A 22,932-nucleotide genomic window follows, 5' to 3' on the forward strand; every position below is an offset into this window, starting at 1 on the left:
TTTTAAAACTTATTCTCAAAACCAACTTCTTATCAAATCCACTGCTCAAAGCAATCAACCCAATTCCAAGTAACTGTTTTTCAACAAGTTCTTATCTGCATCACCGCCGATGGATGTGCATTATAGAGGATTAAGATCCCTTTGCAATACCTTTTTTAACATTAGTGAAACAATAGTTCACTTTTTAATCAAAAATGCTAAAAATAGTCATTTTTTATATAAACATGGCTGTAAAAGCATCAATTTATCTAATATTTTTTCATCTTGGTTCTTTTCCTGCCACCTAAGTGGGCGACAATCAATATATTCACAATATCCACCTTCTCCTTGTAGACATTGCTCATTCCAACTTAATTGATATTGGAAGCTTCCCACATATCCAGCAGCCAATCCAAACTTGTAGTCGCCACGGCTTTGTGCATAAAGTTCAAAAATAATTTTTCCATTTTTTTTACACTGCCAAGAAAATTCTCTTGGCAAATACATCTCTTTATCATTGGGTGTTCTAACTTTTGGATAAACGCGATGGATATGTAAATTTACATCTTCAGTAAAGCTTTCAACAGGCTTACCAAATTCTTGAATATCTAACCTTGAACATAAGATGATATTCCACTGATTTCTTATTTGTGTAAATGTAAGCTGAGTCGTTTCATTTAAATTAATAATTTGGCATGTATAGAAACATAAAGATAAAAATGGTAAATGTAGAGCCCTTGCATGTTTAAAGCGTCCTAATCCTTCAACTTGATACTTTTGTCCTTTATAAAAAATTTCACCCTCACATAAACATAAGGTTGACCAATAGTCTGAGACTCCCCACTGTAATGCAGAAGTAGTAGAGATATTTTCTGGAATCTGAAGAGTAAGATCACATCCCATTTCCGAGTCTAGTCGCTGAAGATGGATCTTTGGGATTTTCCACTCAATCAAATCTGTTTTATCAAACTGATATTGTTTTGAGTCAAACTGGCATTGCCGCCGAATAGAATAAGTTTTTAAATGTCCCACACTATGCTGGCTATTACTTACAAGTACAGTTGCAGTATCGATTGCCGAAGTCGTAATTGAGTGAGTGTTATAGCAAAGAGGAATGCGCGGCTGTCCAACCATACTAATGTAATTAAAATAGCGCAGTGGAGCCGGTAGATTTGGAAGGATTAAGCCTTGATAAACAATTTTAAAGAAGCCGCGAGAAGGTTGATAGACAACCCCCTCTTTGGCATTAAGGCCCAGCTGCTGTAATTGATTAATTTGATTCATCAACATAGGCATACCGAACCTCTTCTATTTTATGTTTTTATTGTTTCGTTACTCTTGCGTGCAAATAATGTCGTAACGAAACCAGATAGAGCATAGATTATTGAAACGGTCAAAATGCCCATTGGAATATTATAGGTGATTGCTGCAAAAATCAGTACTACTGGCAACATAACTACAAAAGGAACTCTTTTACGGTCCATTTGTTTGAAAGAGTAATATTTGATATTGGAGATCATAAGTAATCCCACAACAACCATAAGAACAGCATTAATACTTTTAATCGCAATATCACGTAAATCAAAAATGAAAGGATAGTCGCGAGCAACCCACACCAGTGAAATAATGATTATGGCAGCCAATGGACTTGCAATTCCGATAAAATAGCGCTTATCAACCACACCAATTTGCACATTAAAACGTGCTAAACGGAAAGCTGCACATGCTGTATAAACAAAACAACATGCCAAGCCAATACGACCTAAATCATGCAAACTCCAGCTATACATAAGCATTGCTGGAGCTACACCAAAAGCCAATAAGTCTGAAAGTGAGTCATATTGCTCACCAAAAGCACTTTGTGCACCAATAGCTCGAGCAACTCGGCCATCTAAACCATCGAGTAAAGCTGCAATAAAGATGGCATAAATAGCTTGGGTGAAATCCCCATTCATACTCGCAATGATGGAATAGAAACCAGACAACAAAGCGGCTGTCGTAATTAAGTTAGGCCAAAGATAAATTCCTCGGCGCTTCACTTTTTGTCCTTCCGGATTATCTTCTTCTTCAACCACTTCGAATGTAATCCCATCAAATGAATGTTCATTATGAGTTAAATCTTGCTCTGGTTTAGGCGCATTTGTCATTATTTTCTATTCCAAACATGTGCATTGATTTAAGTTAACTGTTATTCACCTACTAACCAGCGAACAGCAGCATGGCCACCAATTTCTTGCATACGTAGATGCGGGAATAACCACTGTAGGGCTTGGTCGGCTTGTTCAGAGAACTGCCAAGGTGGATTAATCACCAATAGACCACAACCATTTAAACCTACAGGTGTATCATCTGGCCATACACAGATTTCACAAACCAATTGACGGCGAATACCTGTTTTGAACATTTTCTTTTCAAAACGCTCAATCATCGCTCGGTCTTTAATTGGATACCAAACTGCAAAAACACCTGTTGGCCATTTTTTATAAGCTTGTTGTAAAAGTTCAACTAATTGCGGAAAGTCTTTACGCTCTAATTCGTAAGGCGGATCAATCATGACCAAACCACGTTTTTCTTTCGGTGGAATAACGCCGAGCAAGCCTTCGTATGCATCACGCTCATGTAAACCTGCACGTTTATCATAAATGTTATGTCGCAATTGCTCAAAAACATCACGTTGCATTTCAAACACGGTTGCTTTATCAATCTCACGCATACCTTGCAAAGCAAACCATGGTGACCCTGGATAACTACCCTTACCTTCTTCAGAACGTAACTGTTCTACTAACTTCAAATATTGCTGGATTGCTTCAGGTGCCTGACGCTTTTCCATTTCAGATATTTGAACTAGACGATGAATGCCTGTAAGAAACTCTCCAGATTTTTGTGAAGGTGCCAGAGATAAATTATATTTTCCTGCACCTCCATGCGTATCGATATAACGATAAGGTTTATCTTTAGCATTTAAACGGTTGAGAAGCTGTAGCAAAAGCACATGCTTCATAACATCTGCAAAGTTGCCCGCATGGAAATGGTGACGGTAATTCATGTTGACTTTAATTCCTCAATTCAACAAATAGTTTAACATGAAAAAAATATTCTTTCGTAAGGTTGTGATCATCTAAAATAGAGCAGCTTGATATTTTTACGATCTACTCGAGGTTATATGCTCTCTCACCTGCTTCCAGACTCATGGGATCTGGATCAAATTCTGGATGACTTAAATACGCATGGCTTTGCTATTATTAATCAAGCCTATTCGGATCAATATCGCGCGCAAGTCGCCAAAGAGTGTAGCTATCATATTGATGAATTTAGAGAAGCTGGTATTCAAAATGGTGTGGTGAGCAATATTCGTAGTGACCATATTCTCTGGATTAATGATCAACTCCCTATTGCTCAACAACATATTGAAACCTTAACTTCATTTTCGCAAAGCCTAAATCAAGCATTCTATTTAGGAATTAAAGAAGTTGAAGCTCATTTTGCCCGTTATAATTTGGGGGAGTTTTATGCTTTACACCGAGACAATCCTCAACAAAAAAATGATCGTATTATCTCAACCGTTTATTATTTACATGCAGAATGGCAAGAAGATTGGGGTGGTCAATTACGACTGCAAGATAAAAATGAGAAATGGCATATTGTTGACCCAGAACCCAATCGACTGGTGATATTTCAAAGCAACTTATTACATGAAGTATTAACTTCAAAGCAACAAAGGCTTTCGATTACAGCTTGGCTTCGTAGCGGAAATTCTATCTGGGTTTAAAAGCTACTCTTTAAATTTGGTAAATGAACCCGATATAAATGCTATTGATCAAGAAGGACTAGCGCGTATGTCTATTGAAAGTAAAACGATTGTGAACAGAATTGGTGAAACAGATCAACTTTATTTGACTGAAAATACGCCTGAACTTGCTTTGGAGCGTGCCGATTTACGCTTACAACTTGTCATATTAAGTCATGTTCGCCAAGAGCAGCTTCATTTTTTACAAGAGGCGATTGTTTTACTTGAACAAGCTCGTATGGAATATGAAGAAATGCCATTGAGTCTGTATCTCAATTTATCTTTGCAGTTGGCTAAGGCCTATATGCTTTATTTTGAATTAAATAAAGAAAAACGTTTTGCGTTGATTACTCAACAAATTTTGAAGCCATTAGCCCACTATGAACATGCAGATATATATTTCTTCTTGGCTTATGCATCAGCAGCGCGAGAAGAGTCAGCACTAACCAGACATTGGTTAACTAAATATTTATCAACAACCCAATGTGATCTTGAGTTGCTTCACGCACATCCTGTCTTTAATTCGGTTCGCCAAGAACCATGGTATAAAAATTTAGTAAAATCAAAAACGCACTAAATATTTAATTTGAATCGGCCTGTTCTATATCTTATGTAAAACAGGCCTTATTTTTAATTTATCTCTTTACACTATCTTCATGTAGTTGTTCATTCAGCTCATCAATAACCACAATCCACTCATCATCTTTTTCCCAATGGCTCTTTAAAAAATCGCTTTGGCCTTTTGACCAAAAAGAGGCTTCATGTAGTTTCTGATCAGCCGGCAATTGATGTGTTTTGATAAAGTTTTCGATACTTGCTTCATCCGAATCTAAACCCAGCTGATCAAATAAAAGTTCTAAAGTAGGTTGCTGCTCAAACATTGTTATTCTCCTATAACTTTTTTAAATCATCTATTAACTAATCTAACAATAAAACCTTTTTATATGCATGATAGTGTCTATATTTTCTTGTTGTTTTTTGTGTTTTGTTTCAAATGATTGAATATAAAAAAGCACTCTAAAAAGAGTGCTTTTTTTAACTTATCAAAAAGATAAATTATTTCAACATGTCAGCAATCGCTGCACGTTCTTCTTCAAGCTCATTTAACGTAAAGTTAATACGTTCACGGCTGAATTCATCAATTTCTAAACCTTGAACGATTTTGTATTCGCCGTTCTCAGTTGTTACAGGGAAACCGAACATAACGCCTTCTGGAATACCATAAGAACCATCAGATGGAATACCCATAGTTACCCATTTGCCATTTGTACCAAGTGCCCAGTCGCGCATATGGTCAATTGCAGCGTTAGCAGCAGAAGCAGCAGAAGACAAACCACGTGCTTCGATAATCGCAGCACCACGTTTACCAACAGTTGGAAGGAACACATCTTTGTTCCATGCCGCATCGTTGATTTTGTCTTTTAAGCTTTCGCCATTTACAGTTGCAAAACGGTAATCAGCATACATTGTTGGAGAGTGGTTACCCCAAACTGTTAAGTGTTCGATATCAGCAACTGCAACACCAGCTTTTTGAGCAACTTGAGTCAACGCACGGTTGTGGTCAAGACGCAACATAGCAGTGAAGTTTTTTGCTGGAAGGTCTGGAGCAGAGTTCATAGCGATGTAAGCGTTAGTGTTTGCAGGGTTACCTACAACTAATACTTTAACGTCACGACTAGCAACTTCGTTTAATGCTTGACCTTGACCGATGAAAATTTCACCGTTAACTTTTAACAAGTCAGCACGTTCCATACCAGGACCACGTGGACGAGAACCTACCAATAAAGCGTAGTCAGCATCTTTAAATGCAACTTTCGGATCATCAGTCCCGATCATGCCAGCCAATAAAGGGAAAGCACAGTCATCAAGTTCCATCATTACGCCTTTAAGCGCTTGTTGAGCTTTTTCAACTGGAACTTCAAGCAATTGTAAAATAACAGGTTGATCTTTACCTAACATTTCACCGCTTGCGATACGGAATAATAAGCTGTAACCAATTTGACCTGCAGCGCCAGTCACGGCAACACGAACGGGTTGCTTCATGTAATTGTCTCCAATGAATGTCCTTAATCTAGCTAAATAGGAATTCCATCTAACTAAATCATCATAAACGGCAAAGATTGTACTCTAAAGATGTGGCAGATGCATGTAAAAGCGACTCATTTTCACCAAAAGTCTGATAGAAAATACAAATTAATATTTACAAAAAGATTCAATGCATGGTCAGCATTTTTTTACGAAATGACCGTCATCTTTAGTAACTACCTTTAATCGTGATTTCACCTGGGCAATTCGATACCACATGATTTGCACATTGTTTATATTGGCCTTTTACCGTGTAACACACCTTCACTTCAGTCAAAACAACATCTGAACGCGATAACTGACAACTTAAACGAATACCATTTTGAGGTAAGGTCGGATTAAGACGAGTAAATTGCTGTTTTAAAGCTGACTGCTGAATTTCAACATTCGTCGAACTTGTGAGGCTAGCTGGAATTTTTAGACGTTCAGCAAAGTTAATGACTGTCCGGAAATATTGACTTGCATTCATAGGAACGCACCCCCCTACACTTTTCCAAAGCTGCACACGGGCATTGTTGTCAGGCATGACCCGAGCTACGACTTTAGATTGTAATGGAGAGAGAGCAGCCGAACTTTCTGTTGAACAATCTGTTTGATTTGTTTCTGGCATGAGGCCTGTAATTGTCAAAGAATATCCTTCAAGACATTTACGTTGTTTTTGTTTAGAAGGATCTAACGCACATGCGGCAGGTGTCATTTGTACATGCATAACATACCCCTGTAAATTAACAGGTTCGGCATGTAAAACGGAACTCATCAATCCTACCCCTGCACAGATAAGCCACCATGCAAGTTGCAAAATTGAACGAAGTTCCAAATATCTATATTTCATTTAATTAAAACTTGAATATGCCAATTAAAAGAAGATCCATCATCAACCACCTTAAACTTAAGGCGATGTACGCATTGGAATGACTTTCATACGTTGTGATAACGATTGAGCCCCTTGCCCCAATATTACACCGTAATGTGTTGCATTAGTCATGACATGCTTGACATAGTCTCTGGTCTCTAACAATGGAATTGTCTCTGTATATTGGTCAGCCGAAATTGATTGAAAGTCCGGTTGCCAACGTCTTGCCCGATTAGGCCCAGCATTATAACCTGCCGTTGCCAAAACTGGATTATTGCTTAATTGCCCCTGAATCATCGACAAATAAAATGTACCATATCGAATATTGGTATTCATTTCATTTAATGCCGCTGGATTATAGGTTTCGCCCATTTGACGTGCAATCAACTTCGCCGTATCAGGCATAATTTGCATAAGACCTCCCGCTCCAACATGAGAACGTGCAGAGGTAACAAACCGACTTTCTTGTCGCATTAAACCATAAGCCCACGCTGGATCAATTCCTGCATTGTAACTATGACTTACAACATTAGTCTTATGAGGCGTCACATAGCGATACGTATCATTATGTTTATTTGTTGTACGATCTGCTGCATAAATTGCACGGTCATACCACCCCATATCATGAGCACGCTTTGCCGCAGCTAACAACACACCATCATCATGTTGAAGATAAGCTTGTCGAACTGCCCAGTTCCATTCTCGGTTGGTATAGGTTGGATTTGCATTAATACGTCTTAAAGTAAAAGCGCGATTAAAGTGAACATTCTGGTCTAACCGTCTTAAATCACTTGCTGTTGGCTGATCATCATAGGGTTGATGATTATAACGTTCACCCAAACGATCTTTTGCTAAAAGGTTGTGATAGTCATCACCACTTTCAGCCAATTTTTTATAAATACGTTGCGCAGTATTTTTCGAACCACTATCACCGCGCTGCTCTGTTGCACGAGCAAGCCAATATTGCCAGCGATCTTCTTGTTTTTGTGTCACGCTCATAGCATCAATGGCACGAATTAAACTTTCCCACGCACCAAATCGAATTGCCTGACGCGCATAAATTTCAGCTTCCTCAGGGCTTAGAGGATAACCGTAACTTGCATCAAAATATTGAAGAACTTCACGATTGAAATTATTTTTCATGACCGTGGTGCCACCAATATAAGCCACGGTTCGATATAAATACTTTTGTATATTCTCTGGTGTACCTTGAGCGACACGTTGAACATTCGAAAAAGCATTGCTTAAGTCATTATTAGCCAAACGACCTAATGCAAAAATCAAATACGCATAATCTGTATCATTTGTTTTAGGTGCACTCCACAAATAATTGAGTGGATTAGCCTGAATTTGGTTAAGCTGCGCCAACGACAAATTCATTCCCAAAGTCTGTGCGGTAGCAAGGGCCTGCCCTGTTAAACCAGAACGTAACTGCACCCAAAGACGTTGTTGTTTATCTTGCTGACTCATTAGTGGGCTAGATAACATCAAGCGTCCTAGACCCACACAAGATTCAGGTTGCGATTCGGTGGCTAACCATACATCTTTGTATTCAGCAAAAACTAATGCATCACCGGTTTTCGCTCTCACCTGTGCCAATGCGCAATTTTCGGCCTGATCAGGATTAGTTACATAAGATAGTAAAGGTTGTGCAGATGCGAAGTCAGCTTGTTTAACTTTTTCTTCAACATAATCGGCTGCTAATTTCTCAGCCATTGCTGATTGAGGATAACGTTGAGCAAAACTTACAATCGAGGCTGAAGGTTGAAAGCCTAGATTGGTATTAAGTTTCCAATATTCCGGATAGTATCCCAATACATCATTTTGCATAGCAAGCTGATATTGGTCTAATAATGCTGTATTGCCACTATTTGCAGCGTTTAATGCGTCATTAAACTGCTCTTCAGCAGCATAGGTAAATGAACAACCAAGTAAACACATAGCTCCTAACCAGCTACGATGCATATATTTATTTTTCATTACACGACTATGGATTGATGAGCTCTTTCTACTTGGTCTCATAAATGTGTTAAACCCTGACTATTCACCTTCAGAGCATAGTTTAATTAGTCTTCGTGCTTTCTTTTGTTGTGTTATGTAACTCTCTGATTCAACATCATTAAAATTTACATAATTTACTTCAAAAAAACCGTGTCATGTTCTGAAGGTTTACTGTTATCGGTTCGGTCCAAATACTGCTATAATGAATGGTTTGACCCATTTTGGGCAAATTTATTCTTTTTAGATCGATCTGTTAGGAGCCTGCATGACGGTTCAAACCTTCATTCCCAATGGTGCCAAAGCTGCCTCAGAAAACACTGTTACCCAGCCAACGCACACCACTGATGTTTCAATAAAAAAACTTTATATTGAAACTCAAGGGTGTCAGATGAATGAGTATGACAGTCACCGTATGGCAGACCTTTTAGGGGACTCTCACGGTTACATTTTAACGAGCAACCCTAGCGAAGCAGACATCCTGCTCATGAATACATGCTCTATCCGTGAAAAAGCACAGGAAAAAGTATTTAGTGAATTAGGGCGCTGGCGCAAACTAAAAGACAAAAATCCTGATCTTGTGATTGGTGTCGGTGGGTGTGTTGCCTCTCAAGAAGGTGACAACATTCAAAAACGTGCGCCTTACGTGGACATGATTTTTGGCCCTCAAACATTACACCGTTTACCGCAAATGCTTGATCAACATAATGCTCAAGTAGAAAAACCTAAAAAAGATAAAATCAAACTGGTTGATATTTCTTTCCCAGATATTGAAAAGTTCGACTTTTTACCAGAACCACGTGTAGAAGGCTTTAAAGCATTTGTTTCTATTATGGAAGGCTGTTCTAAATACTGTTCTTTCTGTGTAGTTCCATATACACGCGGTGAAGAAGTTTCTCGACCTTTAGATGATGTACTTGCAGAAATTGCAGGGCTTGCTGAAAAAGGTGTCCGTGAAATTTCTCTTCTTGGACAAAATGTAAATGGTTACCGCGGTGAAACCTTTGAAGGTGGCATCTGTACTTTCCCTGAATTGTTACGACTCGTTGCAGAAATTCCGGGTATTGGACGCTTACGCTATACGACATCGCACCCACTTGAGTTCTCTGATGAGCTTATTCAGTGTTATGAAGATTTACCTCAAATGGTGTCACATTTACACTTGCCGGTACAAAGTGGTTCAAATGATGTTTTAAAAGCAATGAAGCGAAATCACACGATTGATGTCTATATCGATAAAATTGCGAAGCTACGCAAAATTCGTCCAGATATGCATTTATCAAGTGACTTTATTATTGGCTTCCCTGGTGAAACCGATGAAAATTTTGCAGAAACATTGCAATTTATCAAAGATTTAGACTTCGATCATTCGTATAGTTTTGTTTATTCAAAACGCCCAGGTACGCCTGCATCAGACTTGCCAGACACCACACCAGAGCAAGTTAAAAAAGAACGTTTAGCTCAAGTTCAAAAAGTAATTAAGCAATCTAGTATTGAAAAAACAGATGCCATGTTAGGTAAAATTGAACGTGTACTTATTGAAAAAGTATCTGATCAAGACCCTAATATTTTAATTGGTACTGCTGACAATACACGTCTGGTCACTTTCGTTGGTGATGCGACTTGGGTTGGTCGTTTTGCAGAGATCGAGATTACTGAAATTAAAACTTTAAATTTTGTTTACGGTGAGCTCTTGAATCTTGAACCTGACGTGGCGTAATGTAGAGGTATTCTAAAGTCTACTGAAAGGTTTTCTCTTGACTGCAGCGATTCGACGTACCGTAACATTTCCTGAAATTTCAATGGAACGTTTAAAGAGCATTCTGGGTGCCTATAATGGGCACCTGAAGCAAATTGAACAGCGTTTAGATGTCAAAATTACTCATCGTGGAGATGTTTTTCACATAGATGGTGAAATTGATGCTGTTGGGAGAGCCGAAGCATTATTGCAACGACTCTACGAAGAGTCTGAGCTATCCCAGCAAATCAGTGCCGATCTATTACACCTCCTCATTCAATCTTCACAAACTGAACGCAATTTCGAATTGGTCGGTGACGAAATGGATGAACATGATGCGCCGCTCGATGTCTATTTCCAGACACGAAAAGGCCGCATTAATCCACGTGGTGCCAATCAAAAACGTTATGTACAACGTATTTTACAAAGCGATATTTCTTTTGGTGTAGGCCCTGCTGGTACAGGTAAAACCTATTTAGCAGTTGCCGCCGCCGTAGATATGCTAGAACGCAATGAAATCCAGCGGATTTTACTTGTACGTCCTGCTGTAGAAGCTGGAGAAAAGCTGGGTTTCTTACCTGGTGATTTAACCCAGAAAATTGACCCATATCTACGCCCTCTTTACGATGCCCTTTACGAAATGCTTGGCTTTGAAAAAGTTGCCAAGTTAATTGAGCGTCAAGTAATTGAAGTTGCGCCTCTTGCATATATGCGTGGTCGCACACTTAACCATTCATTTGTAATTTTGGATGAAGCTCAAAACACAACACCTGAACAAATGAAAATGTTCTTGACCCGTTTAGGTTTTGGCTCTCGTGCAGTAATTACAGGTGACATTACTCAAGTCGATTTACCTAAAGGTCAACAATCTGGTCTGGCACACGCACTTCGTGTACTTGAAAATATTACCGAAATTCATATTACCCGTTTCCATTCCCGCGATGTTGTACGTCATCAACTGGTTCAAAAAATTGTTGAAGCGTATGAAGGTTGGGATGGAGAACAACATCGTCTTAATGCTGAAGCTCGTGCTGAACGCAAAGCACGTCAAGAAGCGTTAATGACTGAAAACGATACAGCAGCAGACTTGCAACATCAGGATGCTTAAGGATTCATTTTGAAAATCAGTTTAACTTTACAACAAGACTTCCTATCACCTGAGTTAGAGCTCAAACGAGCTCAACTCAAAAAAATCATTGAAACAACCTTACGCCACGTTGGTTATAACGAAGATTGCGAAATTGGCGTTGCTTGTGTCGATTTAGCAGAAAGCCAACAACTTAATCTGCAATATCGAGAGAAAGATAAACCAACCAATGTTTTATCTTTTCCAAGTGATATTCCTGAAGAAGTTTTACCAATGCTCGATGCCTTTCCTCTGGGTGACTTAGTCATTTGTATTCCAGTTGTATTGCAAGAAGCGGTTGAACAAAAGAAAACAGCTCAAGAACACTTTGCACATTTATTAGTACATGGTGTTTTGCATTTACTCGGTTATGACCACGAAACTAGTGACGAAGAAGCTGAAGAAATGGAAGGGCTTGAAGTTGAAATTCTAGCAAAGCTGAATATAGACAATCCCTACCAAGAACAGATCTAATCATTCAGGTGAGATGTTGTTTAATAAACTAAAATCAATGTGGATAAGCTAAAACTTATCCACATTTTTTATTAATGCACTTCAAATTCTGCTTGAGCCGGATCGAAACGCCAAGTACGCACAATACGTAATTCAGAAATATCTTTCATATTGGCATCAAAATGCCCAAATGGTGCGCCGCGACGCACTGAAGACTTTGCAGCTTCATCTAATACCGAATGCCCTGAGCTCTCAAGTAACCGGATTGCACGAATCCCTCCTTGTGCATTTAAAATAACCATTAAACGGACTTCGCCTTTCAACTGTTGAAGTTTGGCTTCTTCCGGATAATAGCGATTACCATACAACTCCACTTTCTCACGGAATTTATCTAAATAAGCAGCCGAGGCATCTTTTTTCGCCTGAATTCCATCCACTGTTTTTATTTTTTGTTGCCGGCTAAAATCCTGTTGGCGTTGTAAATATTGTGCTTCAAGGCTCGCAACCATCGCAGCTTTTGCCTGAAATTGACTTTGTAATTGTTCTAATTCTTTTTTCCTTTGACTGGCATCAGCTTGTTTTTGCCAACTCAAAACTGTCATTAAGACTTTTTCTTCAAATTTAAGCTCTCTTTGTTGCTGAACCTTTTGCAAAGTTTCTAACTGTGCATCTCCAGTTGAAGCATCGTTAGACATAGGATTTGGAGTATCACTAGAGGTACGGTGGGCTTCACGAAATGCGCCTGAACCTTGCTGGTCTGCTTGCGCCAAAAAGTCTGCCTGCTGAACTGGCTCATTGCTTGATCGAATAGAAATTGCAATTTCTTTAGTAGATTGCTCTGATGGGCTAGGCATCGCAAAGTGAATGAGCAACACAAAAATATGCAGTAAGACTGCCAATATTGTCGCAACAATAAAGACTCGGTCTTGCCACCAATGATAAAAAGGCTCTATCGATAGACTTCTTTTGTTCAACATAATTTTAAAAGCATATAAATGCCTTATCCCCACGGTTTAATACCGAATAAAATATAAACTGATATTCAAATCTGGATAAAAATGTGATTCACTTCAAATATAGAGTTTTATCCATTTTCATTTTGTAAAAATGTATCAATTAAATTTGTTACACTGCAATATCAAAACTCGTTTTTTATCATAATAAAGATTGTGTTGGTTCTTAAGTAAATTATCTTCTGGAAGTTCTTTTATGCAAACGCTATTTTCCTCATTAGTCAGACGCCTTCAAAAAGTCTACCAAAAAGCTGAAGCATTCATTGAAGAAGAAAGAGATTTTACGTTATCACAAACCTTTCTGAATGCGACTTTACAACGTTATGTCACCAATAATGTTGCGTTTTTAGATGACCTCCATGCTGATCTTTATCATGACTGGTTAAGATTATATGCAACCATGCATGTAAAAGGCCTAGAGACGACATTATCTGTTGATTTAAAACTGATTCAGATGGAATTTAATAAAGAACAACAGCTTTTGGTTTTTGAACAAATTAGTAATACACAAATTATTGAAGCAAAATATAAAAACTTTTGGCAGAAGATTGCCGTAAAAGCCGCAGTTTTTTACTACCATAAAATTTTGAAAAAAGATCCCTTGGGAATGATTCTTCAACGTTTTAATGTAGCAGAAGAACGTGATGAACTCATATTTCTCGACCTCAACCGCTGGTTTGGAAAAAAAGCCAGTATCATCGAGACACTAGGTAAAGTACATGTAAATTACGCACGAGTTCGTGAAGCTGAGTTAGTCGTATTTGGAAACGTTAATTTAGCAGCTCTGCTTTATCGTGATCAGGACGATGATTATGAAGATGAATTAGAAGATTCTGAAATCACGCCAATCCAGCAAAAAGATGTATAAAGCTGTGATGAATAAAAATGAATTAACCGCCAAAAAACACAAATAGATTACACATTTAGCATAAATCCTGATTTTTTCTCCATGATCAACAGGCATAATATGTTTAAGTTATAGATGCATCAGCACTGACTTTTCAGTCTGTACAAGGATATTTACTTATGGCAACAAAATTTCTGAAATCGTTTGGCATCGCAACAGGTATTTCAACAACTTTGCTTTTTGCAGGCTTCTCAAGTCATGCACTTGCCATGAGCCCATTTCAGGCAAATTATCAGTTTACTTATAATAATAAAGGTATGGGTTCGGCGACACGTGCCTTAAGCCAACAAGGTAATAATTGGACTTATAATTTCACTGCAAAAGCAGGTGGAATCGCTTCTGCAAGCGAAACAAGTAAATTTAGTTTTGCTAATGGTAAAATTGGATCTCAAAGTTTTAGCCGTACCAGCAAAATTTTGATTCATAACAACACTATGAATATTAACTTCAATCCAAACAGCAAAACTATTTCTACCAAGAAAGATGATAAAGCTCGTTCATTTGCTTGGCAGGCCGGTGTACTTGACGAGTTAAATGCAGAATTACAAGTTCGTGAAGATTTAAAAAATGGTTCACTTAAAAGTTCATACCCTCTTGCCGATGCAAAAGAAGTTGAAAATCGTCGTTTTGTAAAACAAGGCAATGAAAAAATTAAAACCTCTTATGGCACCTTTGATACCGTAAAAGTTGTTTTAGAACATGGTAAACCAGACCGTAATACTATTTTCTGGTTAGCACCTAAATTGGACTATTTACCAGTTAAAGTCAGCCATGTTGATGGTAAAACTTCTTATGGCCTGTTATTAACAAGTTATACGGGTAAAACGAATTAAAGCTTGCATTTTTTCGGATGCTTTTTAAAATACGCATTTGCTTTAAAAGCATCCGTCTAGAGGATTCTCCCGTGCACGCACTAGAACAGAAAATCTTAACAGAAGGTATCGTTCTATCTGATCAAGTCTTGAAAGTCGACGCTTTCTTAAACCACCAAATTGATCCTGTACTCATGCAGCAGATTGGTAAAGAATTTGCCGCTCGCTTTAAAGATGCAGGGATTACCAAGATTATTACCATTGAAGCATCAGGTATTGCACCTGCAATCATGGCAGGTTTGGAACTTGGTGTACCTGTAATTTTCGCTCGTAAATATCAGTCATTGACGTTAAAAGATGACTTATATCGCTCTAAAGTATTTAGTTTTACTAAACAAACTGAAAGCACGATTGCGATTTCAAACAAACACCTTCATTCAACTGATAAAGCATTAGTTATTGATGACTTCTTGGCGAATGGTCAAGCAGCATTAGGACTAATTGATTTAATTCACCAAGCCAATGCAGAAGTTGTCGGTGTAGGTATTGTGATTGAAAAATCATTCCAATCAGGTCGTGATTTATTGCTTGAAAAAGGCTACCGAGTTGAGTCATTAGCACGTGTTCTTTCTCTTACAGATGGCAAAGTTACCTTTGTAAAAGAATAAATTGTGCAAATAAAAAAAAGAGCGGACATCCGCTCTTTTTTTATTTGTTTTTAAAGTACCCCTGAAAGCTTCTTAACAACCTCCCCCAAACGTTTACCTTGAGCTTCACACAAAATCTTTTCATCCTGACTTAAATTCTGGTCATGGCGGGGTCCGCTTACATGAGTTGCCCCATACGGTGTTCCACCTGTTTTAGTATTAGATAAAGCTGGAATTGCATTTGGTAATCCCAAAATCATCATTCCGTGATGAAATAACGGCGGCAGCATCGTGAGTAAAGTACTCTCCTGTCCACCATGCATCGATCCAGAAGAAGTAAAAACACAAGCTGGTTTATTATGTAATGCCCCATTGAGCCAAAGGCTAGTCGTTTGATCCCAAAAATATTTCATTTCACTTGCCATATTACCGAAGCGAGTTGGAGAACCTAATGCCAGACCCGCACAATTCGCTAGATCATCTAACGTACAGTAGATATCACCTTCTTCAGGAATGCTTGGCTCAGCTATTGTGACGACTGGGGCAATATTTGGCACTGTCCGAATTTTCACTGACATACCCGCAGACTCAACACCATTGGCAATTAAATGTGCCATTTCTTTAGTAGAACCATATTTACTGTAATAGAGTACAAGAATGTAAGGTTGCATCGGTTTCATAAATTTTGTTAAAAAGAACACTATACGGTATTTTTTATTTTTTTGGCGAAACCAATCTTATGAAATTCTAGAGGTGATTGATTGTGTAGCATGAAAGGTAACACGAGCAAATTTCTCAAATTCGTTGGGTAAAAGGTTTATCGACTTTGATGAATTTTATGCCCAGACAACAGAAAGCCAACTTTTTTGAAAAAGATTAGGGCTACAATTTTTTCTATAGCGCAGAGTAAACTTACAGAACGACTTTAATTCTATAAGTTATTATTTTGCTTTAATCTATGATTTGAGTTGTTAAGCTCATACTTTGATAAGCTATTAATCGCCCAACATGATGATTAAAAAAATCGGGATAGACGACGCATGTTACAACGTTTTTTAAGTAAGCTTCCTTTTTATAATAAAACCTGGTTTCAATTCGTTTTATATGTATTTAAACGTTTTGAAGCTGATCGGTGCCGCGAACAAGCTGGCTCTCTCACTTACACAACTCTATTCGCAGTTGTGCCGATGTTAACGGTTTTTTTAGTAATTATTTCTTCAATTAAAGCGTTAGAACCTGCAAGACAACAGCTCCAACATTTAATTTATAGTAATTTTTTACCTAAGAGCACTATCGCATTTGATAAAGCGCTAAATGCTTTTACAGAAAAATCCAGCAACTTAACTGTTATCGGTGTGCTGTTTTTATTCGTCACAACCGTCTTAATGCTCACATCAATTGAAACTGTCTTTAATCGTATTTGGCGAGTTAAAGAAACTCGTAGTGGCATTATGGGCTTTATGCGTTATTGGACGATCATCTCTTTAGGTCCAATTATTTTAGGAAGCGCATTCGTCATTTCATCTACTGTCGCCTCCATGAACATTCTCAGCAATAATTTTGCAGGATATCAACTTGATGGATCATTCATTCTCTGGATGATCTCGTTTGTATTGACTATTGTTGGCTTTTTTATTTTGTATTGGACTATTCCGAATCGAACAGTTCCAGTTTATGCAGCCGGTATAGCGGCCTGCTTAAGTGCTGCACTTTTTGAAATACTCAAAAACTTATTCAGCTTCGTAATGTCAAACTTCACTAGCTATGAACTGATCTACGGTGCATTTGCCGCAGTGCCTATTTTCCTGTTATGGATCTTTCTCTCATGGAATATTATTTTACTCGGAGTAGAAGTCAGTTTTGCTTTAACTGCTTTTCATTCGGGTAAAGTGCAAAAACGACACCCTGTGCTCATGTTATTAGATATTCTTGAATTGTTTTATAAAAAGCAGAAACTAGGTGAAAGTGTAAGTGATAAAGAAGCCTTAGAAATTTTAGGCCGAGGTGAAATTGGACGCTGGCCTTCTTATGTACTTTTACTTGAAGAGCAAAATTTGATTAAGCGTACAGATAAAGATGAATATGTCTTAGTTCGTAATTTGTCTCAAGTCGACTTCTGGAGCTTTTTTACTGCTCTTCCATATCCACTCCCATTACGCCAAGATGTCCAAAATGTGCATGATGACGATGAATGGATGGAAAAAATTGGTCCAGCTTTAGTTGAGTCTAATGACTATCTAGCTGCAAAACTTTCTATTCCCCTCTCCACAATTCTTGAAGAGAAATAAGTAGGCAGCAGCTTCTCATTTAATTATCTGTACTCTAATTCTTAGCTCATAAAAAAACCCTATTATTGAAAAATAATAGGGTTAAAAATATGTAGGAGCGTAAATGGGATTACGCTTTTACAAAAGTTTCCCACACAAAATCTTGTGTTGCACCCTTTAATGTCATCTTCAACTGATCACCCGAGTGTAATGGCCCAACACCAGCAGGTGAGCCTGTCATAATCACATCACCTGGTTCCAGTGAAAAGACCTGATTAATATCAACTAATAAATCGCCAATGGTAAACATTAATAGTTCAGTATTCCCATCTTGACGTAACTCATCATTAATATGGAACGTGAATTTAGTTTCTTGCCAATTTGTAATTTCGCTCAAATCGACCCAGTCTGCCAAAACACAAGCACCATCAAAAGCTTTTGCACGCTCCCATGGGTGACCTTTAGTTTTCAGGTCATTCTGTAAATCACGCATTGTTAAATCAAGACCTAAAGTCACTGCCCCAATCGCTTTTAATGCTTTTCCAGGGTCAGTTTCACCTTTTAAAGGCTGGTCAATACGTAAGACTAATTCACACTCAAAATGACAACTGCCCCAAGCTGGATTCCATGAAATACCGTCATTTAAACCAATCAAGCTACTAGGTGGTTTAATAAATAATATAGGTCTGTCAGGCATAGCATTATTTAATTCTTTGACATGATCGGCATAACTTCTGCCCACGCAAACGATTTTTGAAGGACGTGTATTCATGAGGCTTCCTTTGTTGTTGCGGCTAATAAGTCCAATAATTTATTTCTGAAATGTATTTTCAAATATAGTTTGATCTGAAACTTGTGCAAATGCTCGCTTTGGCACAATAATTACAGTTTTATTTTTTAGCTCAAGCATGTAAGTCAGCTTACCTTTAGCAAAGGTTTGTACATCTGAATATTGCATCACTTGTTTACGACCGCTGGCATAAAGCTCAAAATAATCTTGATAGAGGTCGATTCCCTGCTCGCTCTTTCCAAACTGGTAACGAACAAATTGACGCTTGAACAACATAGGTAAAAGCCAATAACGCATCAGTCCTTGCATCACCAGAAAAAACACACCTAACCCGACATAATATCGGCCTACCCCAGAGAAACCTAAATAAAGTCCCCAAATAATAATTGCGATACTAATCGCAGGTGTTAGAAAACGGGTAAATTGTTTTTTCCCAAATGTCACTAATGAAAATCCATCTTGTGACTCTTCTAAATTCAAATAGTAACGTAAAGATAAAGCTGTTTTTTGCTCAGTCATTGCACTGCATCGATACTCAATAAATCGGAACTATTAGAGCATATTCATTTCAGCTTTAAAATGAATCAAAGGCTATTTTTTGTTTTGCTCAAAAGTAGCCTTAGTAACTAGATTAAAAATATTTTTCGTTGCATATATGGAACGTAGATTCATATTTATTGGGCTTATTTCACTTTTTAAAATTTCTACAATAATAGCATCACCTTCTTAGTGGAATTTCTCATGTCTTTTTTTGCAAAATTATTTGGCTTAAATCAAAAAGCAACTGTGTCAAAAGATGTGGTTACGCAAACCACTCAAGAGACGAATCCCTCCAATGAACCAAGCTTTTTAGAATTAATTAAAAAACGTCGTTCTATTTATTCAATAGGAAAAAACTTAAAACACTCTCCTACTGAAATTGAAAAACTAATTCAAGAGGCTGTAAAACATAGCCCATCTGCCTTTAACTCCCAATCTTCTCGCGTTGTGGTTTTATTTGACCAATCACACCAAAATTTCTGGAATATAGTTCTAGATGTATTAAAAACTATTATTCCGGCAGAAGCCCTAACTGGAACTGAACAGAAAATTCAAAGTTTTGCATCAGGTGCAGGTACAGTTTTATTTTTTGAAGACCAAGATGTGATTAAAGGTCTACAAGAGCAATTCGAGCTATATGCCGATAACTTTCCAATATGGTCTGAGCATTCAACAGCAATTGCACAATTTTCAGTATGGAACGTCCTAGCTGAACAAGGCATTGGCGCTTCATTGCAACACTATAATCCAATCATTGATGAGAAAATTAATGCAGCTTTTAATATTCCTACTCACTGGAAATTAAGAGCTCAATTAGTATTTGGTTCAATCGAAGGCGAAGCAGGTGAAAAAGCTTTTATTGAAAATGAAAGCCGCTTTAAAACATTTGGTTAATCTTTTTCACCTTTAATTCTTTTCACAGCTGGTTTCTATGAACACCGGCTTTTAATAAAGATGATAAAAATCAGACACAAAAAAACCGCTATATTATAGCGGTTAATTCTTCAAGTGGTGCGCTCAGAGAGATTCGAACTCCCGACCCCTTAGTTCGTAGCCAAGTGCTCTATCCAGCTGAGCTATGAGCGCGTACTTGATGTTGCGCATTATACGCATTTTTCAAAGCTTAGGAAGCCTTTTTTCATCTTTCTGTCATTAACCGTCTAGTTCTTAGCCAGCACCCTATTTTACATAAAATAGTAGCTAAAATTATTGGTGTTTTTCTCACCTAAGATGTATTTGAAATATTTTTTTTCAAATAAGTTTTATAGGCTTTTTGAAGTATTTGGTCATCTACCTACAAGATAAAGGCTACTGTTTTAGTCAACATTATATAAATAATATATTTCTATAGGAGCTTAAACATTATAGGCAAGAGTAGAACTTATCTAAGATAATGCTTCAAATGAGTGAAAATATGATAAAAAAAATAATTACTTAAAAAAATATTATATAAAAACCATTATTATTTTTACGTCTAAATTAAATGAATTATTATTTCATTAAATATTATTTAATATCAAAAAATGTGACTAAAAATACACATTGACAGCTTTTGAGATCTAACCAATACTAAATTTCAATTATTGAGATATATATCTCAATAATTACGTAGCGCAATAAATAATACTTACTTAAAAATACATAATTATATAGGAAATAGACCAACATGTTTTTACTAAAAAATCTCGTATCTTCGATATCAAAAGTTACTCAAGACTTGGGTAATGTTGTATCGGTAACTACCACTGTAAACACGGGTTCCTCTGTTGATGCGAATGTTTCAACATCAGGCTTACTTTCAAATGTTATTTCAACAGTAACTAATACTGTTACCCACACAACAACAGGCTTGGTTTCTGATGTGGTTGGTACGGTAACAGGTACTGTCGGTTCTACAAATCCCTTAGAAACTGTAACCAATGTGGTGGGTGGCGTAACTGGCGGTTTGCTTGGTGGAGTGTCTGGTGGCAATCCTCTTGAAGTTGTCACTGGTATTATCGGCGGCGTAACAGGTGGTGTGACTGGTGGAACTTCACCAATTTCTCCAATCATTGATGTAGTTCAAGGCGGTATCGATATTCTTCAGGGTGTAGAAAGCCTAAAAACTGAAATTATCAACACTGGGATCGACACTGTTGCAGGGACAGTAATTGGAGTACTTCCACAAACTGAACATCCTGTTTCTGAAATTGCAGACCTTGGTACATTAACTTTCGAAACTTCTCGTGACACGGTAAATGGTGCACTTGAAGTTGTTTCTGATTTAGTTGGTGGTGACATCCAAGGCGCAACTACTTCAGCAACAGGTATTGTTGATACACTTATCACTAATGGTACAACTGCTACAGGTATTGTCACTGGCGTTGTTGGAAGTGTTACAGATGTAGTCGGTGGTGTAACTGGTGGTGTGGGTGGTAACCCTCTTGAAGTTGTTACAGATATTATTGGTGGCGTAACAGGTGGTGTGGGCGGCAACCCTCTTGAAGTTGTGACTGACATTATCGGTGGTGTAACTGGCGGTATCGGCGGTGGCACATCTCCAATTTCTCCAATCATTGATGTAGTTCAAGGCGGTATTGATATTCTTCAGGGTGTAGAAAGCTTAAAAACTGAAATTATTAATACAGGTATTGACACTGTTGCTGACACAATTATTAGCATCCTTCCACAAACCGAACATCCTGTTTCTGAAATTGCAGACCTTGGTACATTAACTTTCGAAACTTCTCGTGACACTGTAAATGGTGCTCTCGAAACTGTTTCTAACTTAGTCGGTGGTGACATTCAAGGTGCAACTGAATCAGCAACAGGTATTCTTGATACGCTTATCACTAATGGTACAACTGCTGCTGGTATTATCACTGGCGTTGTTGGAAGTGTTACAGATGTAGTCGGTGGTGTAACTGGTGGTGTTGGTGGCAATCCTCTTGAAGTCGTGACTGACATCATCGGTGGCGTAACTGGCGGCGTTGGTGGTAACCCTCTTGAAGTCGTGACTGACATTATCGGTGGCGTAACTGGCGGCGTTGGTGGCAACCCTCTTGAAGTCGTGACTGACATCATCGGTGGTGTAACAGGCGGCGTTGGTGGTAACCCTCTTGAAGTCGTGACTGACATCATCGGTGGCGTGACTGGCGGTATTGGTGGTGGGACATCTCCAATCTCTCCAGTGATTGACGTAGTTCAAGGCGGTATTGATATTCTTCAGGGTGTAGAAAGCTTAAAAACTGAAATCATCAACACTGGTATTGATACAGTAGCAGATACAATTATCGGTATTCTTCCACAAGTAGAGCATCCTGTTTCTGAAATTGCAGACCTTGGTACATTAACTTTCGAAACTTCTCGTGACACGGTAAATGGTGCACTTGAAGTTGTATCTGATTTAGTCGGTGGTGATATTCAAGGTGCAACTGAATCCGCGACTGGCATTCTGGGTACACTTATTACTAATGGCTCTACTGCAACGGGGTTATTAACAGAAATCCTTGGAGGAGTGACAGGAACTATTGGTGGCGCAACTGGTAGCGTTGGTGGTGATAGCCCTCTTGGCGTAGTAACTGATCTTCTCGGTGGTTTAACTGGAGGAGTTACTGGCGGTGACAGTCCTCTTGGTGTAGTAACTGACCTTGTAGGTGGCTTAACTGGCGGAATTACCGGCGGTGTGGGTGGTGACAGTCCAATTGGTATCGTAACAGATATCGTGGGTAGCTTAACTGGTGGTGTTACGGGTGGAAGTGGTTTAGATGTTATTTCTAATTTACTTGGTGGATTAACGAGTGGCGGATTACTCGGTGGAGTAACTTCTACAGTATCTAGCGTAACAAATACAACGCATACTATCGTACCTCAGTCATTACTTACTGATAACTTCTTAGATAATTCTTTCCATACTGTTTAATATTATTAAAAGAAAGCCACTTTTATAAGTGGCTTT

21 protein-coding genes, 1 tRNA gene and 2 pseudogenes are annotated in these 22,932 nt (G+C 38.1%); 11 read left to right on the forward strand and 13 right to left on the reverse strand.

What is annotated here, in order from left to right; genetic code table 11:
* Positions 1 to 197: 197 nt before the first annotated feature.
* The 3 genes and pseudogenes from HL290_RS15595 to HL290_RS15605 all read right to left on the reverse strand — a co-directional run bounded on the left by HL290_RS15595 (position 198) and on the right by HL290_RS15605 (position 3,025).
* Positions 198 to 1,275 (reverse strand): annotated as a pseudogene (locus HL290_RS15595) (DUF6670 family protein).
* 17 nt (positions 1,276 to 1,292) lie between these two features.
* Positions 1,293 to 2,126, reverse strand: coding sequence for a CDP-diacylglycerol--serine O-phosphatidyltransferase (pssA, locus tag HL290_RS15600; protein ID WP_004639460.1), 834 nt, complete (start codon positions 2,124 to 2,126; stop codon positions 1,293 to 1,295).
* A 41-nt stretch (positions 2,127 to 2,167) separates the two neighbouring features.
* Entirely contained in the window at positions 2,168 to 3,025 is an 858-nt protein-coding gene (locus HL290_RS15605) for a 23S rRNA (adenine(2030)-N(6))-methyltransferase RlmJ (protein WP_003653584.1), read from the reverse strand.
* Between the two features lie 117 nt (positions 3,026 to 3,142).
* Here HL290_RS15605 and HL290_RS15610 point away from each other — a divergent pair, with 117 nt between their 5' ends.
* Together HL290_RS15610 and HL290_RS15615 are read left to right on the forward strand one after the other, a co-directional pair.
* Positions 3,143 to 3,748 carry a 2OG-Fe(II) oxygenase gene (locus tag HL290_RS15610; protein ID WP_198496967.1) on the forward strand — a complete coding sequence of 202 codons (606 nt, stop codon included), beginning with the start codon at positions 3,143 to 3,145 and terminating at the stop codon, positions 3,746 to 3,748.
* A gap of 67 nt (positions 3,749 to 3,815) precedes the next feature.
* Entirely contained in the window at positions 3,816 to 4,343 is a 528-nt protein-coding gene (locus HL290_RS15615; RefSeq protein WP_003653587.1) for a hypothetical protein, read from the forward strand.
* Between the two features lie 58 nt (positions 4,344 to 4,401).
* On the opposite strand, the gene HL290_RS15620 is transcribed toward HL290_RS15615, so the two are convergent.
* From HL290_RS15620 to HL290_RS15635, 4 genes are all read right to left on the reverse strand, one after another.
* On the reverse strand, positions 4,402 to 4,647 hold the full coding sequence (locus HL290_RS15620; protein ID WP_003653589.1) for a DUF2789 family protein: 246 nt from the start codon (positions 4,645 to 4,647) through the stop codon (positions 4,402 to 4,404).
* Between the two features lie 175 nt (positions 4,648 to 4,822).
* On the reverse strand, positions 4,823 to 5,809 hold the full coding sequence (locus HL290_RS15625) for a malate dehydrogenase (RefSeq protein ID WP_004639466.1): 987 nt from the start codon (positions 5,807 to 5,809) through the stop codon (positions 4,823 to 4,825).
* A gap of 211 nt (positions 5,810 to 6,020) precedes the next feature.
* Positions 6,021 to 6,683, reverse strand: a complete 663-nt coding sequence (locus HL290_RS15630; protein WP_045433029.1) for a ribonuclease T2 family protein — start codon at positions 6,681 to 6,683, stop codon at positions 6,021 to 6,023.
* Between the two features lie 57 nt (positions 6,684 to 6,740).
* The gene (locus HL290_RS15635; protein WP_198496968.1) at positions 6,741 to 8,684 is read right to left on the reverse strand and encodes a lytic transglycosylase domain-containing protein; all 1,944 of its coding nucleotides are present in this window, start codon (positions 8,682 to 8,684) and stop codon (positions 6,741 to 6,743) included.
* A 286-nt stretch (positions 8,685 to 8,970) separates the two neighbouring features.
* Between HL290_RS15635 and miaB the strand changes: the two genes are divergently transcribed.
* From miaB to ybeY, 3 genes are read left to right on the forward strand one after another with little or no spacing between them, the layout of a single operon-like run.
* Positions 8,971 to 10,422: a tRNA (N6-isopentenyl adenosine(37)-C2)-methylthiotransferase MiaB gene (miaB, locus tag HL290_RS15640; RefSeq protein ID WP_133747487.1), complete on the forward strand. Its 1,452-nt coding sequence runs from the start codon at positions 8,971 to 8,973 to the stop codon at positions 10,420 to 10,422.
* Between the two features lie 37 nt (positions 10,423 to 10,459).
* Positions 10,460 to 11,548, forward strand: a complete 1,089-nt coding sequence (locus HL290_RS15645; RefSeq protein WP_017388325.1) for a PhoH family protein — start codon at positions 10,460 to 10,462, stop codon at positions 11,546 to 11,548.
* 9 nt (positions 11,549 to 11,557) lie between these two features.
* Positions 11,558 to 12,040, forward strand: a complete 483-nt coding sequence (gene ybeY, locus HL290_RS15650) for an rRNA maturation RNase YbeY (RefSeq protein WP_003653597.1) — start codon at positions 11,558 to 11,560, stop codon at positions 12,038 to 12,040.
* A 71-nt stretch (positions 12,041 to 12,111) separates the two neighbouring features.
* Here the strand turns inward: ybeY and HL290_RS15655 are convergent, their stop codons facing one another.
* Positions 12,112 to 12,996 carry an energy transducer TonB gene (locus HL290_RS15655; RefSeq protein ID WP_198496969.1) on the reverse strand — a complete coding sequence of 295 codons (885 nt, stop codon included), beginning with the start codon at positions 12,994 to 12,996 and terminating at the stop codon, positions 12,112 to 12,114.
* Positions 12,997 to 13,228: 232 nt separating this feature from the next.
* Here HL290_RS15655 and HL290_RS15660 point away from each other — a divergent pair, with 232 nt between their 5' ends.
* The 3 genes from HL290_RS15660 to HL290_RS15670 all read left to right on the forward strand — a co-directional run bounded on the left by HL290_RS15660 (position 13,229) and on the right by HL290_RS15670 (position 15,419).
* Positions 13,229 to 13,900: a hypothetical protein gene (locus tag HL290_RS15660; RefSeq protein ID WP_045433039.1), complete on the forward strand. Its 672-nt coding sequence runs from the start codon at positions 13,229 to 13,231 to the stop codon at positions 13,898 to 13,900.
* 158 nt (positions 13,901 to 14,058) lie between these two features.
* The gene (locus HL290_RS15665) at positions 14,059 to 14,772 is read left to right on the forward strand and encodes a DUF3108 domain-containing protein (RefSeq protein WP_045433041.1); all 714 of its coding nucleotides are present in this window, start codon (positions 14,059 to 14,061) and stop codon (positions 14,770 to 14,772) included.
* 71 nt (positions 14,773 to 14,843) lie between these two features.
* Positions 14,844 to 15,419 (forward strand): xanthine phosphoribosyltransferase, encoded by a 576-nt coding sequence (locus HL290_RS15670; RefSeq protein ID WP_004639480.1) that lies wholly within the window; start codon positions 14,844 to 14,846, stop codon positions 15,417 to 15,419.
* A gap of 50 nt (positions 15,420 to 15,469) precedes the next feature.
* On the opposite strand, the gene wrbA is transcribed toward HL290_RS15670, so the two are convergent.
* Positions 15,470 to 16,078 (reverse strand): NAD(P)H:quinone oxidoreductase, encoded by a 609-nt coding sequence (wrbA, locus tag HL290_RS15675; protein WP_004639482.1) that lies wholly within the window; start codon positions 16,076 to 16,078, stop codon positions 15,470 to 15,472.
* Positions 16,079 to 16,438: 360 nt separating this feature from the next.
* Between wrbA and HL290_RS15680 the strand changes: the two genes are divergently transcribed.
* Complete coding sequence (locus HL290_RS15680; protein WP_045125985.1) at positions 16,439 to 17,686, forward strand: YihY family inner membrane protein; 1,248 nt, start codon at positions 16,439 to 16,441, stop codon at positions 17,684 to 17,686.
* 109 nt (positions 17,687 to 17,795) lie between these two features.
* Here the strand turns inward: HL290_RS15680 and HL290_RS15685 are convergent, their stop codons facing one another.
* A complete protein-coding gene (locus HL290_RS15685) occupies positions 17,796 to 18,437 on the reverse strand; it encodes a fumarylacetoacetate hydrolase family protein (RefSeq protein ID WP_198496970.1) in 642 nt (213 codons plus the stop codon).
* Positions 18,438 to 18,476: 39 nt separating this feature from the next.
* Positions 18,477 to 18,974 carry a YcxB family protein gene (locus tag HL290_RS15690; RefSeq protein WP_198496971.1) on the reverse strand — a complete coding sequence of 166 codons (498 nt, stop codon included), beginning with the start codon at positions 18,972 to 18,974 and terminating at the stop codon, positions 18,477 to 18,479.
* A gap of 222 nt (positions 18,975 to 19,196) precedes the next feature.
* Here HL290_RS15690 and HL290_RS15695 point away from each other — a divergent pair, with 222 nt between their 5' ends.
* Positions 19,197 to 19,889: a nitroreductase family protein gene (locus HL290_RS15695; RefSeq protein ID WP_198496972.1), complete on the forward strand. Its 693-nt coding sequence runs from the start codon at positions 19,197 to 19,199 to the stop codon at positions 19,887 to 19,889.
* A gap of 115 nt (positions 19,890 to 20,004) precedes the next feature.
* Here the strand turns inward: HL290_RS15695 and HL290_RS15700 are convergent.
* Together HL290_RS15700 and HL290_RS18705 are read right to left on the reverse strand one after the other, a co-directional pair.
* A tRNA-Arg gene (locus HL290_RS15700) sits at positions 20,005 to 20,081 on the reverse strand.
* Positions 20,082 to 20,223: 142 nt separating this feature from the next.
* Positions 20,224 to 20,322 (reverse strand): annotated as a pseudogene (locus HL290_RS18705) (hypothetical protein); the annotation flags it as partial.
* 339 nt (positions 20,323 to 20,661) lie between these two features.
* On the opposite strand from HL290_RS18705, the gene HL290_RS15705 reads away from it, so the two are divergent.
* The gene (locus HL290_RS15705) at positions 20,662 to 22,896 is read left to right on the forward strand and encodes a hypothetical protein (protein WP_198496973.1); all 2,235 of its coding nucleotides are present in this window, start codon (positions 20,662 to 20,664) and stop codon (positions 22,894 to 22,896) included.
* Positions 22,897 to 22,932: the final 36 nt, after the last annotated feature.

This window comes from Acinetobacter sp. AC1-2 (genome assembly GCF_016124155.1).
GTDB classification, from domain to species: Bacteria; Pseudomonadota; Gammaproteobacteria; order Pseudomonadales; family Moraxellaceae; genus Acinetobacter; species Acinetobacter calcoaceticus.